The organism is Sulfitobacter indolifex (assembly GCF_022788655.1).
Taxonomy (GTDB): Bacteria; Pseudomonadota; Alphaproteobacteria; order Rhodobacterales; family Rhodobacteraceae; genus Sulfitobacter; species Sulfitobacter indolifex.
Genome location: NZ_CP084951.1, coordinates 1,964,015 through 1,976,570, shown reverse-complemented (window position 1 = coordinate 1,976,570; position 12,556 = coordinate 1,964,015). Strand labels below are relative to the sequence as shown.

Annotated in this window: 15 protein-coding genes and 1 riboswitch; of the genes, 3 read left to right on the top strand and 12 right to left on the bottom strand. The window is 61.7% G+C overall.

Translation table 11 applies throughout. The features are described from left to right. Positions 1-6: 6 nt before the first annotated feature. Positions 7-996, bottom strand: coding sequence for a YHYH protein (locus tag DSM14862_RS09650; RefSeq protein ID WP_007120077.1), 990 nt, complete (start codon positions 994-996; stop codon positions 7-9). Between the two features lie 215 nt (positions 997-1,211). Continuing rightward, the gene (locus DSM14862_RS09645) at positions 1,212-2,099 is read right to left on the bottom strand and encodes a MurR/RpiR family transcriptional regulator (RefSeq protein ID WP_007120076.1); all 888 of its coding nucleotides are present in this window, start codon (positions 2,097-2,099) and stop codon (positions 1,212-1,214) included. Positions 2,100-2,288: 189 nt separating this feature from the next. Here DSM14862_RS09645 and DSM14862_RS09640 point away from each other — a divergent pair, with 189 nt between their 5' ends. From DSM14862_RS09640 to DSM14862_RS09630, 3 genes are read left to right on the top strand one after another with little or no spacing between them, the layout of a single operon-like run. Continuing rightward, positions 2,289-2,531, top strand: coding sequence for an FAD-dependent oxidoreductase (locus tag DSM14862_RS09640; protein WP_243254228.1), 243 nt, complete (start codon positions 2,289-2,291; stop codon positions 2,529-2,531). A 3-nt stretch (positions 2,532-2,534) separates the two neighbouring features. Continuing rightward, positions 2,535-3,305: a BKACE family enzyme gene (locus DSM14862_RS09635; protein ID WP_007120074.1), complete on the top strand. Its 771-nt coding sequence runs from the start codon at positions 2,535-2,537 to the stop codon at positions 3,303-3,305. Continuing rightward, positions 3,302-4,630 carry an aspartate aminotransferase family protein gene (locus tag DSM14862_RS09630; RefSeq protein WP_007120073.1) on the top strand — a complete coding sequence of 443 codons (1,329 nt, stop codon included), beginning with the start codon at positions 3,302-3,304 and terminating at the stop codon, positions 4,628-4,630. The genes DSM14862_RS09635 and DSM14862_RS09630 overlap by 4 nt, the downstream gene beginning before the upstream one ends. Positions 4,631-4,911: 281 nt before the next feature. Here the strand turns inward: DSM14862_RS09630 and DSM14862_RS09625 are convergent, their stop codons facing one another. The 10 genes from DSM14862_RS09625 to thiD are packed head-to-tail and all read right to left on the bottom strand — an operon-like array spanning position 4,912 to position 12,343. Beyond that, the gene (locus tag DSM14862_RS09625; RefSeq protein ID WP_007120072.1) at positions 4,912-5,664 is read right to left on the bottom strand and encodes an ABC transporter permease; all 753 of its coding nucleotides are present in this window, start codon (positions 5,662-5,664) and stop codon (positions 4,912-4,914) included. Beyond that, on the bottom strand, positions 5,664-6,401 hold the full coding sequence (locus DSM14862_RS09620; RefSeq protein WP_007120071.1) for an ABC transporter ATP-binding protein: 738 nt from the start codon (positions 6,399-6,401) through the stop codon (positions 5,664-5,666). The genes DSM14862_RS09625 and DSM14862_RS09620 overlap by 1 nt, the downstream gene beginning before the upstream one ends. Further along, positions 6,398-7,081 carry a TenA family protein gene (locus DSM14862_RS09615; RefSeq protein ID WP_007120070.1) on the bottom strand — a complete coding sequence of 228 codons (684 nt, stop codon included), beginning with the start codon at positions 7,079-7,081 and terminating at the stop codon, positions 6,398-6,400. Before DSM14862_RS09615 ends, DSM14862_RS09620 begins: the two co-directional genes overlap by 4 nt. Next, positions 7,078-8,025 (bottom strand): ABC transporter substrate-binding protein, encoded by a 948-nt coding sequence (locus tag DSM14862_RS09610; RefSeq protein ID WP_007120069.1) that lies wholly within the window; start codon positions 8,023-8,025, stop codon positions 7,078-7,080. The genes DSM14862_RS09615 and DSM14862_RS09610 overlap by 4 nt, the downstream gene beginning before the upstream one ends. 37 nt (positions 8,026-8,062) lie before the next feature. Next, positions 8,063-9,025 (bottom strand): HesA/MoeB/ThiF family protein, encoded by a 963-nt coding sequence (locus DSM14862_RS09605; RefSeq protein ID WP_007120068.1) that lies wholly within the window; start codon positions 9,023-9,025, stop codon positions 8,063-8,065. Beyond that, positions 9,022-9,618, bottom strand: coding sequence for a thiamine phosphate synthase (locus DSM14862_RS09600; RefSeq protein ID WP_007120067.1), 597 nt, complete (start codon positions 9,616-9,618; stop codon positions 9,022-9,024). Before DSM14862_RS09600 ends, DSM14862_RS09605 begins: the two co-directional genes overlap by 4 nt. Continuing rightward, on the bottom strand, positions 9,615-10,376 hold the full coding sequence (locus tag DSM14862_RS09595; protein ID WP_007120066.1) for a thiazole synthase: 762 nt from the start codon (positions 10,374-10,376) through the stop codon (positions 9,615-9,617). Before DSM14862_RS09595 ends, DSM14862_RS09600 begins: the two co-directional genes overlap by 4 nt. 3 nt (positions 10,377-10,379) lie before the next feature. Then, positions 10,380-10,577, bottom strand: a complete 198-nt coding sequence (gene thiS, locus DSM14862_RS09590) for a sulfur carrier protein ThiS (RefSeq protein WP_007120065.1) — start codon at positions 10,575-10,577, stop codon at positions 10,380-10,382. Further along, entirely contained in the window at positions 10,567-11,547 is a 981-nt protein-coding gene (locus DSM14862_RS09585; protein ID WP_007120064.1) for an FAD-dependent oxidoreductase, read from the bottom strand. Before DSM14862_RS09585 ends, thiS begins: the two co-directional genes overlap by 11 nt. Beyond that, complete coding sequence (gene thiD / locus DSM14862_RS09580; protein WP_040701317.1) at positions 11,540-12,343, bottom strand: bifunctional hydroxymethylpyrimidine kinase/phosphomethylpyrimidine kinase; 804 nt, start codon at positions 12,341-12,343, stop codon at positions 11,540-11,542. Before thiD ends, DSM14862_RS09585 begins: the two co-directional genes overlap by 8 nt. 66 nt (positions 12,344-12,409) lie before the next feature. Continuing rightward, positions 12,410-12,506: riboswitch (TPP riboswitch) on the bottom strand. Between the last annotated feature and the right edge of the window lie 50 nt (positions 12,507-12,556).

Sequence of the window (12,556 nt, the reverse complement as noted above, 5' to 3'; positions counted from 1 at the left end):
CTAGCCTTACTGACCTGGGCCAGGCATGGCAGCGCGTAGATCGTCTTCGCTGATCTTCAGCGCCTGAGCCGCAGCTGCGAAGTCGGGCGGCGTTGATGTGCCGAGGGCGTTCATCAATTCGACTTCCGCGATGCCCAACTGCGCGGCCACCGCCGCAAAGTCAGGGCGGCCTCCGGCACCGGGCCCTCTCTCCGCCACTTCGATCGCGCCGTGGTAGCAATCGATCATGTAAGGGGCCTCGTCCGCCGTCAGATGGTAATGGTAGATGCCTTCGGGAAACTCTGGCGTCACGCCAACGTGGCCGCTGCAGGCGTCCAGATCGGCGTTCGTCACGATGACGCCACCTTCGCCCTGATTGCTGTACACCGGAAAGCCATCTTCCAACACGCCGATCATGACCGAATGTTCGCCCGGCTGGCCCAATGCTTCGGAGATGCAGACCGGAATGCCATGATAGTGATAGTCGGACCCGTTAACGAGTGTGTGCCCGTTGCATTCGTCCAGAAACGGCACATGATCGTGAATGACCTGATCGTCCTGCGCCACGACTGCGCGTTCCATGTCCTCGTAATCATTGAAAAGCTGCGCGCCGCTGAGCGCCACGCCGATGCGCCCCAGTGAAGTCTCCGTCGTATTCTCGACTAAGACTGGCCGCGTGGTGATGGTCGTGTCGACCTCGGTTTCTGTGAAATACTCTGCGGAATTAACGACATCGAAGAATTCGGCTGGCTTGTCTTTGAAAGGCTGATCGGTCGGGTCACTGGGGATCAAGTATTTTTCCGCGAACCCATGGCTAGGAATGCCATTGGATTGGTAACGGAACGTGTTGGCATCGGCATCCATGGTGATGGTGACGTTGTCGGCCCAGCCCGCTGCCTTTACCGCGGCAGAGGTGTCAACCGCGGCATTCTGCGCAGACAAGAGCGCAGGGGCCAGCGCGGCAGTGGCAAGCAGAAAGGACGCGATGGCCGGCCTGAAAAGAGCTTTGTTCGACATGGTCTGGATGTCCTTTATGATAACGAGGTCGGCAAGAGCGCTGTAAGACTAAATCTGTTGCAAGAATGGTTGATTGCCAGCGTTATACGGTCACGCAGCGTAGGTCCGTCGCTTCTCCCTCGAAGAAAAGTGGACAGAGGATGGGCCATGACCAAAGCATGGCGGTTCGCCCCGCTCGATCCCGCACGTACAATCAGACGATGCCCTTCTGATGCCTAACGTTTTTTTTTGGCCACCCAATAGGCCTGTGTGCCTTTACGCAGGTCTTCATATGACTTGATTCGTTTTTTGGATTCTTCACCTCCATGATCCACAAGCAAGGCGATGAGGGTTTCAATCACGGCCATTGCACCAGCGTAGCACCCGAAATGATGCGGAGAGAGGACCGAGACGATCAGGGTTTCATCTGGCGTAAATTGCGTGTCTACGATCTCGCTATCTGAGATCATGATCAACTTGACGCCTTTGCTATGCGCGAACCGACAGGCTTCAATCGTCTCACGGGAATAGGGGGTGAATGTGATAGCGATCATCACATCGTTTTCTGCTGCTGAGTTCAGATCATCAATTGGGCTGGTCATATGCCGTGGGATCAATTGCAAGCTCGGCAATGCCATTCTGCCCACATAATGTAGGTAGTAGGCCATCGAATAACTGGCGCGGGTGGCGGTTAGATACACGGTATCTGCCTCGAAAAGTAGCTTCACAATCCGCTGCAATTGTTCGGGGATTTGCCGTTGCAGTGATCTTTGCACAATCGCGAGCGTGTTGTGCGCCGCTGTGGCCTGGACCTGCCCGAGGGGCCCGTGTTCTTTGAACGCATCGACCCAATCTGGCTGCTCAACCGCCGCGGCGGAGGAGACGAGAGCATGGCGGAAGGGTTCGCGCAGCTCTTCAAAGCCACTGAATCTTATCCGCTCTGCCAGTCGTACGAGGGTGTAGGGGCTTACCCCAGCTTTGCGGGCTGTTTCGCGGATCGGATCTAAGCCAAAGTCGGATGGGTGATCGACAATATATTTTGCCGCCGTCCGCAAGCCGCGGGGCAAATCCGGCAGGATCGTCTTCAGGTCTGATAGAACACGGTTTTTCAGGGTAGGGTCCATATCAATGGCCTTGAGGTTAGAGGGAGCCGGAGGCGCAACAGGTGCCACTATGTCCAATGAAAGAAGTGAAAACAAACGTTCTTTTTTCCAAGCATTGACTGAAACTGTTTTTGTGGCCAGACAGGATGTAATGAATGTTTGCCCATCCGGGCCTACGCGACAGTCACAGACTTTCTTCAAGAGCCGCTGATGGCCAGCTCTCTTCCGTCTCACGCCTCAGTCGTCGCTATCGGTGGCGGTATAATGGGGTGTTCTACGTTGCATCACCTGGCGAAAATGGGCGTCACTGACGCTGTTTTGGTTGAGCGCAATACGGGGCCAGAAAGTGCACGTATCGCAGCCCATTTGGATGCCGAAAACATGCTAGAGCTTGGTACAACTGTAATCGAAGGGCCGGTGTTTGATCCTGACGGTTCACGCATGAAAGGTTAATCCATGGACCACAGCTATATCATGGTCGCCCCGAACGGAGCGCGGCGTGGCAAGGCGGACCATCCTGCTTTGCCGGTCACCCTGCAAGACACTGTTGAAACGGCAAAATCCTGCCAGATCGCTGGTGCGCAAGCGCTACACCTGCATGTTCGAGATGCAAAGGGCGGGCATTCCCTTGATGCTGGACGCTATTTGGAAGCTTTGGCCGAATTGGCGGTGCAAGTACCCGCAATGCGCGTGCAAATCACAACCGAAGCTGCAGGTATCTTTGATGTGGCCGCGCAGTTTGAATGCCTCGCAAAGGTGCGTCCCGATTGGGCATCTATCTCTGTCCGCGAGATCGCCCGCGCGCCTAAGATGGCACAAAAGCTATATGCCACTTGCGCCGAGCAGGGCACAGAGGTGCAACATATCCTCTATAACACTGACGACATCGCGCTGCTGCGCGACTGGCAATCGCGTGGAATTATTCACACCGCGCCTGAGGCAAAGCAGGGTTCGGTGCTGTTTGTGCTAGGCCGCTACAGTGATGGCCAGATTTCTGAACCTTCGGATCTTGACCCGTTTCTGGCAGCACTGCCGGACGCGTCCCGGTGGATGATCTGCGCTTTCGGGCCACAGGAACACGCCTGTTTGGCCGCTGCCGCGCAACGGGGCGGTGATCTGCGTGTCGGCTTTGAAAACAGCCTCTGCAATTCCCAAAATTTCGTTCATGAAACCAACGCCAGTTCCGTCGCGGCGCTGCGCGAACTGCTTCAAGGAAACCCCGCATGAGCCATGTTTTTCCTCGCCACTGCAACGCGACCCTGCCAACAGCCACTGCCGGAGATGGGTGTTTCTTGATCGACCAAGACGGAAAACGGTACTTCGACGGCTCTGGCGGTGCGGCCGTATCTTGCCTTGGCCACTCAAACGCCCGCGTGCGCGACGCGGTGAAGGCGCAGGTGGATCAAATGGCGTTCGCCCATACGAGCTTTTTCACCTCTGATCCTGCCGAGCAGCTTGCCGATCTGTTGATTGAGCATGCGCCGGGCGATCTGGATCGTGTGTATTTCGTATCCGGCGGCTCAGAAGCTGTTGAAAGCGCTATCAAATTGGCGCGCCAGTTCCATTTGGAAAACGGAGAGCCGGCGCGCAAACACCTGATCGCCCGGCGCCAAAGCTACCATGGCAACACCATCGGGGCCCTGTCCGCTGGCGGTAATGCGTGGCGGCGTCAGCAGTTTGCGCCATTGCTCGTTGAAATGAGCCACATCGCCCCTTGTTACGAATATGCAGAGCGACCAGAGGGCGAGAGCCTTGAAGATTACGGCCAACGTACCGCGAATGAGCTAGAGGCCGAAATCCTGCGACTTGGGCCTGAAACCGTTATGGCATTTATCGCCGAGCCAGTTGTCGGTGCCACATTGGGTGCGGTGCCCGCGGTGCCGGGATACTTCAAACGCATTCGCGAAATCTGCGATCAGTATGGCGTGCTCTTGATCTTGGACGAGGTGATGTGTGGCATGGGGCGCACAGGCCATCTGTATGCCTGCGAGGCGGATGGGATTGCCCCCGATATTCTGACCATCGCCAAAGGGTTGGGCGCAGGGTATCAGCCGATTGGCGCAATGCTCTGCACCTCGCAAATCTACAATACGATCGCGCAGGGCACCGGCTTTTTCCAACACGGTCATACCTACATTGGCCACCCTGTCGCCGCCGCTGCGGGCCTTGCTGTGGTGCAAGAGATTTTAGAAAATGATCTGATCCCTCAGGTCAAGGCACGCGGCACCTATCTGCAACAGCAGCTTGAAGCCCGTTTGGGGCAGCATCCCCATGTTGGCGATATCCGTGGGCGCGGTTTGTTTCGGGGGGTCGAGCTTGTGGCGGATCGCGACAGCAAAACGCCGTTTGATCCGAAATATGGTGTGGCGGCAAAGATCAAAAAAGCAGCCTTTGCCGAGGGTTTGATCTGTTACCCCATGCCCGGTGCACGCGATGGCCGTGTTGGCGATCATATCCTGTTAGCGCCGCCGTTTATCGCCTCTGAGGCGGAGCTTTCGGGTCTCGTCGATATGCTCGCAACTGCCATTGATAAGGTGCTCGCGGAGCTTTGAAGACCTCTATCGCTGCGCTCTGTCCCCCGCAATCGGCGGAGCGCATCTCCTTCGCATAAATGTTAGCCGTCCACTACATAGGCAGGGAAACCGTGTTGGGCGCACCGAAATGCTCAAGCTTATCCGCAGCGGTGGAAAAGTTTGGTCACGCCCCAAACCTTGCGCTGGACGGCCAGCCGCTGCGCGAACTGGCGCTTAGCTTACCGGCAGTGCGAGATGATAACCCAGGCGCTATTCGGCACTGCCCTTGGTCCTGCCGAAGCTGACTGGCTTTGTGCCCGCTAGATATAAGATCGCCGCGCTGCCCAGCGGGCTAGCGCCTCTACCACCACCCACAACACCAACGACAGCGCCGCCAGCACAACCAACGCCGCAAACATCAGCGCCGTCTGGCCACGGCCATTGGCCATGAGCATCAGGTGCCCTAACCCACGCGATGATCCGACCCATTCGCCGATCAGTACCGCCAGCGGCCCATAGACCACAGCAAGGCGCAGGCCAGAGATCAGGCCCGGCACGGCGTGGGGCAGGCGTAGCAACAGCGTTTCGCGCCAGCGGCTGGCCCCGGCAAGGCGTGATAGATCGCTCAGGCCGGGGGGGAGCGCCATCAATCGGTCGAACAAAGCCGAGGCGATGGGGAAATAGGTAACAAGAGCGATAGTGACGATTTTGGACGGCATGCCGTAGCCAAGCCAGAGGGTAATGACAGGGGCGAGAGCGAAAACTGGCACGGCTTGCGCCACAACCAGCATCGGGCGCAACAGCCAGCGCGCACGGCGGGATAGCGTCAGCAACACCGCTGTCTCTACCCCTAGAATAATCCCCACTCCAAGGCCGAGCGCGAGGTTGCCCGCTGACCAAAGGGCGTTTTGCCACAGCAGCGCAGCATTCGCGCCCAGCGCTTGCAGCACAAGCCACGGCCCCGGCAAGATAAAACGGGGCACACCACTGAGTGTGACCACTAACTGCCAAATTGCCATCGCGAGCGCAAAGCTGACCGCGCCGCGCCATACTCTATGTCCGGCAAATGGCATCAGGCGACCTTGTCGGGAGAGGCAAGGCCCATCCGGCGCAGTAAATCCGCCTGGGCGGCGAGGGTTTCGGGCGCGTCGATACGGCGGGGGGGCGGCGTGCAGGGCAGGGCGCAGGGCGAAATCCCGCGGCGCGCCACGATCCATGCGTGATCGGCCAGCCGCAGGGCTTCGGCAGGGTCATGGGTGATCAAAACCACGGTCCGACCCGCCAGCAGCCGCGCGGCCAAACCCTGCATCTGATGGCGGGTGACCACATCAAGCGCAGCAAAGGGCTCATCCAGCAGGACAATGTCGCGCCCTTCAAAGAGCGTGCGGGCTAAGGCGACGCGCTGGCGCTGACCGGCAGAGAGTTCGGCAGGTTTGCGTTCCGTCTCTGCGCCCAATCCAACCTCGGTCAAAAGCGCCCCAGCGCGGTTAAGGTCGGGGCGTTCTCCCCGCAGGCGGGCAGCGATTGTGACATTCTTTAATGCGCCAGCCCATGGCAGCAGTTGGTCGTCCTGCGCCATCATTGTCACGCGCGGCGTAAGGGGCGCGCCGTCCTCTGCAATGATCTGTCCTTGCAGCTGTGCCGCACAGGGCAGCCCAGCCAGCAAACGCAAAAGCGAGGTTTTCCCGACCCCTGAGGGGCCGAGCAGCACGCTCCATTGGCCGCCGGGCAGGGTAATGTCAAAGGGTTCAATCAAAGCTGCTTTGGCCCCTTGCAAAACACCCGCAAGATGGATCGCGGGGGCGGTCATGTGGATATGGGCGAAAGCGCTATATCCCAGAAGCCCACTTCAAGCAGCGTGGCGGTATCAAACCGCGACTGTAGCGTCGTCGCGCGCGGCAAGGTCTGCCAATCCGGCCCCAAACGCCGCTCTACTGCACCATCGACCAATGCCCCCACATCCCGGCACAGGGATTGGTATTCCTCCCCCCCATAGACAGCGCACCAATCGGCATAGGGGCCGTCATTGCCCCGCAGGCTCAGCCCAATCTCCCCATAGCCCAACACGCAGGGCGCGAGGGCGGCCATGAGATCAAGGAAATCCCCAGAATACCCCGCCTCCAGCACATAGCGGGTATATGCGAGGTTGCCGGGTGCTTCTGTTGTGGCCTCAAGTGCCGTGCGGTCAATGCCGTGGCTTGCGCAGGTTTGCACATGCAGCGGCATTTCCACATGGACCAGCGCATGCACAGTGGCGCTGGCGGCGGCCATCTCATCTATTGTCTCTGCTTTGGCTGCGGCCAGCGCCCAAGCGCGGGCGAAGTGGATCAGAAAAACGTAATCTTGCCGCAGATAATGTAGGTAGCTTGCCTGTGGCAGGGTGCCGTCGCGCAGCCCTTCGACAAAGGCGTGTCGGGTGTAGCGTTGCCAATCCTGCCCCGCAGCACCACGCCACGCGGCGAAAGCTGTACCGTAATCGGGGGCGGTCATTGCCCGACCTTCGCGGTTACATCTACCACCAGATCGGCGGCGGGGATCGTTGCCTCAACCACACCGCTTTCCAGCATGAAGGTCTCAAACCGGTCATACCGTCCATGGTCCACGGCGGCAGGGCGGGTGGCGAAACGGGGCCATGTGTCTTGCCATGCGCGGGTGTTCAGCTCATTGCGCAGCTCGGCGTCGGAGGCAAAGAAGGTCTCCCCGCTGCCGGTCGGATCATTCACGATATCGGCAGCGGCCCGTTCGGTGGCGCTCAGGAAACGCGCAATCATATCGCGGTTCATGTCGTCAGCATGAGCGACGTAGATCAGCTCATCATAGGCGGGCACGCCTTCGGCTTCGGGATAGAAACAGCGCCCCTCATGGCCTTCGATCGCCATCTGGTTCAGCTCAAAATTGCGGAACGCACCGATCACCCCGTCGACTTGGCCCGACATCAGCGCGGGCGAGATCGACCAACCGATGTTGATCTGCTCAACCTCCGACGGGGCCACGCCATTGTTGCTGAGCATCGCGTCCAGCAGCATCTCTTGTACGCCCGCCACGGCAAAGCCGACCTTGCGGCCTTTAAGGTCGGCCATCTCCTGCACCGGGCCAGCGGCGCGCACGACAAGGCAGGTCAGCGGCGTCTCAATCAGCGTACCCACGCGGCGCAGGTCCAGTCCTTCGCGCTGGGCCAGATGCAGTTCCGGCTGGTAGGAGACAGCCAGATCGACCCGGCCCGCCGCCACCATGCGCGGAGGCTCATTCGGGTCGGCGGGAGAGATCAGTTCAACGTCAAGCCCTGCATCGGCGAAATAGCCCTTTTCTTCGGCCAGAATGATCGGCCCGTGATCGGGGTTGATGAACCAATCCAGCATGACGGTCATCTTGTCTTGGGCCACAGCGGGTGCGGCAATCAGTGTGAAGGCGAGGGGGACGAGGATGTTTTTCAAGGGAAAGGCTCCAATATAGTGTTTGTTAAGGAAAGGGTTAGGCGCCGGGCAGGGCCAGTAGGGCGATCTCACCCGGCCAGCGGGCGCGAAGGGTGTTGGCCGCATGATGGGCGCGCAGGCCGGTGCGGCAGGCGAGCACGATGCGCGATGTGTCGGGCGGTAGCGGCAGGTCTGGCAGCGCCTCAGGGGGGACATGGCGTGCTTGGGCTAAGAAAGGCGCGGGCGCTTCGGTGCGCAGGTCGATAACCAGATCGCGAGGGGTGATCTGGCATTCGGCTATAAAAGACGTCAGCGTTTCAGGCTCGGGCGCGGCGTCGAAACGAAAGCCCGACATGCGCCAGTTCGCGGCATCCCAGATCATCAACTGCCCAAGTGGAGAGGGCGACAGCCCCAGCAGCACCGAAAGCGCCATCTGGGCCTGCGCCGCGCCGATCAGGCCCACCACCGGCCCTAAGACGCCCGCCGTGGCGCAGGTGGCCGCTGTCTGTGGCAGATCAGGGAAGACCGCACGCAGGGTAGGCGCAGCCCCGCAGAAGCCGCCAACATAGCCCGAAAGCCCAAGCGCCGACGCCGATATCAACGGCTTACCAGCCGCCAAAGCCACATCCGACAGCGTCAGGCTCGCCGCGAACGTATCCGCGCAATCCAGCGCGATATCGCAATCCGCTACCAGCGCGGGCGCATTGGCAGGGGTGAGCCATTCGGCGCGGGGCGTGACTATGACCTCGGGGTTCAGCGCCGCCATGGCCTCAGCAGCGGCGATGACCTTGAACCGGCCGATATCGCTCATCCGGTAGAGCGGCTGGCGGTGCAGGTTACTCTCAGCCATCACATCGCCGTCAATCAGCGTGATCTGTCCGACACCGGCCCCGACGAGATATTGCAGCACCGGCACCGCCAGCGCTCCGGCGCCGACGACCAGAACCCGCGCCGCAGCCAACTGCGCTTGGCCTTCCGCGCCAACCTCTGGCAAGATCGTCTGGCGGACATAGCGGCTCATGCCGTCACCTCGAGCCATTCGCGCATCCGCGCTTCGGGGTCGGCGTTTAGGGTGATATCCGTGACCGCCGCCACCATATCGGCCCCAGCGGCAAAGGCCCCCGGCGCGCGGGCGACACTCATCCCGCCGATGGCGCACAGCGGGATATCCCCGATCCGAGCCTTCCATTCGGTCAGCCGGTCGAGACCTTGTTCAGTCCATTTCATCTTTTTCAAGATCGTCGGGTAGACGGGGCCAAGCGCGATGTAATCAGGGGCGAGGGCAAGCGCACGCTCAAGCTCGGCATGGTCATGGGTCGACAGGCCCAGCTTCATCCCCGCGCGGCGGATCGCGGGGATGTCGGCGGTATCCAGATCCTCTTGGCCCAGATGCAGCCAGTCGACCCCCAGCTCAATCGCGAGCTGCCAATGATCATTCACCACCAGCTGCGCGCCGTGCTGGCGGCAGAGGTCAAGGGCGATGGTAATCTCGTCCCGCAGCACGTCTTCAGGCGCGTCCTTGATCCGCAACTGCACCAGTTTCACGCCCAGCGGCATCGCCCGCGCGACCCATGCGGCACTGTCAAAGACAGGATAAAAATGCGGCAGGTTCATAGCCAAGCCTTTCCGATGACAGGGGTTGAGGGCACAGCCATGTCACGTTGCCCCATGGGGCCAGAGGCGGCGGCGAGCGCACCTGCGCGGCAGGCCAATGCAAAGGCTTCGGCCATGGCGGCGGGGTCTTCGGCCTCGGCCACGGCGGTGTTCAGAAGCACCGCGTCAAACCCCATCTCCAATGCCTGTGCGGCATGGCTGGGCAGGCCGAGACCTGCGTCAATCACCATTGCCACATCTGGAAATGCCGCCCGCAAGCTCCGCAGCCCGTGGAGATTGTTCAGCCCCAGCCCCGAGCCAATCGGCGCGCCCCATGGCATCAGCACACGGCATCCCGCATCGACCAGACGCGCGGCCAGCACCTGATCCTCGGTCGTATAGGGAAACACCTCGAACCCATCGGCACAGAGCACTTCGGCGGCCTCGACCAACCCGAAGGGATCGGGCTGCAGCGTGTCGGCATGGCCGATGACCTCCAGCTTGATCCAATTCGTCTGGAAATACTCCCGCGCCATCTGCGCGGTGGTGATTGCCTCACGCGCCGAATGGCAGCCGGCAGTATTGGGCAGCAGATGCACGCCAAGCCCGCGCACCATGTCCCAAAACGCCTGACCCGCGCCCTGTTCGCGGCGCAGTGAAACGGTCGCGACAGGTGCGGCGCTCTGGCGAAAGGCGGCCTCCATCACCGCCGGTGACGGGTAGCGCGCGGTGCCCAGCATCAGCGGCAGGGGCAGGGTGGTGCCGTAAAAGTCGCGCATCACTCAGCCCCCCTGCATGGCGCTGAGCACTTCGAGCCTGTCGCCGTCGTTCAGCATCGTCTCGCCCCGCGCGCCTGCGGGGACGAAAGTGCCGTTGAGCGCCGTGGCGACTTTCGCCGCGCCCCAGCCAAGCTCCGCCAAGACCGCATCAAGCTGAGAAGCCGCGACCTCACGCGCCTCGCCATTCACTTCAATTTTCACGGAATAGATCCCCCGTTGTCGCTGTTGCAAGAAAGGCCGCAGCCTGTTCGGCCAAGGCCGGTGCCATCAAAAACCCATGCCGAAACAATCCGTTAAGGTGCAGCACTGCGCTGCGTTGCACGATGCCGGGAAGGTTGTTGGCAAAAGCCGGGCGCAGGTCCGCGCCCATCTCGACGATCTCCCCTTCGGCAAAGCGCGGGTCGAGCGCATAGGCCGCCGAGAGCAGTTCCAGCGCCGAGCGCGCGGTCATTTTGGCGCGGCTGGCGCTCTCAATCTGGGTCGCGCCCAGCATGAATATCCCGCTCCCACGCGGCACCACATAGAGCGGGTGACGCGGATGGAGCAGGCGGATCGGGCGGGTGAGCGTAACATCAGGCGCGCGCAGCAGGATCATCTCGCCGCGCACCGCACGCAGGCCAGCCAGGTCCGCGCTGGCGGCCATGCCACGGCAGTCGATCACCGGGCCTGCGACCTCCGATGGGGTGAGGGGCGTGGTCTCGACCTTCACGCCCTCGCCAGCGAGCGCCTGTGTCAGATCATGCAGGGCTTGGCGCGGGTTCAGATGCGCTTCGTCGGTGAAGAACAGGCCGCGCCGGTGGCGGGGGGCAAGGTCTGGCTCAAGCGACGCGATGGCGTCCGCATCGCAGGCGGCATGGCCCTCGGTTCGGGCCGCGAAACGCTGGATTTCAGCGCGGTCGCGTTCGGGGGCAAGGACCAGCGTGCCGCGTCGGGTCACCTCGGTCACTTCAGACCACATGTCAGCGGCACGCTTCCCATGGCTCACGACCGCAGGCTCGCTCAGCGCCCCTTCGCAAAAGGGGGCAAGCATCCCGCCGGCCCACCACGAACACCCATGCGGGCCGGGCGGGCCTTTGCGGTCGACCAACCGAGGCCGCAGCCCTTGCGCCAGACAGGCCCGCGCGGCCCAAAGCCCCGCAACGCCCCCGCCGATGACGGTGACGTCACTCATCGTGCCAGATCGCGTGGAAGTGGTGCACCGGGCCGTGGCCGCTGCCGATGTTGAGGGTGTCGGCAACCGCGATGGCGCGTTGCAGATAGGTGTGCGCAGCCTGCACGGCGTGCGGCAGCGTCTGCCCCCGCGCCAGACCTGCGGCAATGGCGGCGGAGAGGGTGCAACCGGTACCGTGGGTGTTCGTGGTGTGCTGGCGGGGGGCGCTGAGGCGTAGGGTTTCGGCCGTGGTGATCAGCAGGTCCACACAGGTCTCCCCCGTACCATGCCCCCCCTTCATCAACACCGCGCCGGGACCGGCCGAGAGCAGAGCACGGCCCTGTTCCAGCATGGCGGCTTCATCGGTAGCCTCCTGCGTGTCGAGCAACCGAGCGGCCTCGGGCAGGTTCGGGGTCAGCAGATGAGCGAGGGGCAGCATCCGGTCGCACAGGGTCGCCACCGCTTCGGGGGAAAGCAGCGCATCGCCGGATTTCGCCACCATCACCGGGTCGAGCACCACGGGGGCGCGGCAATTGGCGAGCCCGTTTGCGACGGCATTGATTGTCTCAGGATCGCCCAACATGCCAACCTTGACCGCGCCAATCGCCAGATCATCGAATACCGCCGCCATCTGCGCGCGGATCATCGCGGGAGAGATCATCTCGACCCCGGTCACAGCGCGGGTGTTCTGCGCCGTCACGGCGGTGAGCACGCTGGCCCCGTAAACGCCAAGCGCGCTGAAGGTCTTGAGATCGGCCTGAATGCCTGCCCCGCCGCCACTGTCAGAGCCCGCAATCGTCAGTGCTTGAAACGCCATATGGCCCCCATTCGTCAGATGGGCCAAGGGCATGTGGATACGGGATAAACGACGGGCCGCATGGGGCCGATGCTTGGTTCCGTTCCCTACGCCGGTACGACCCGGATCAGGTTCGATGGGTCGGTTTTCACCTCTCAGCCTTGCGGCACCCCAACGGATTGCGGGCAGGCTAGCGAGGCGGGGTCGCGGGGTCAACTGGTGACGGTTACTTTA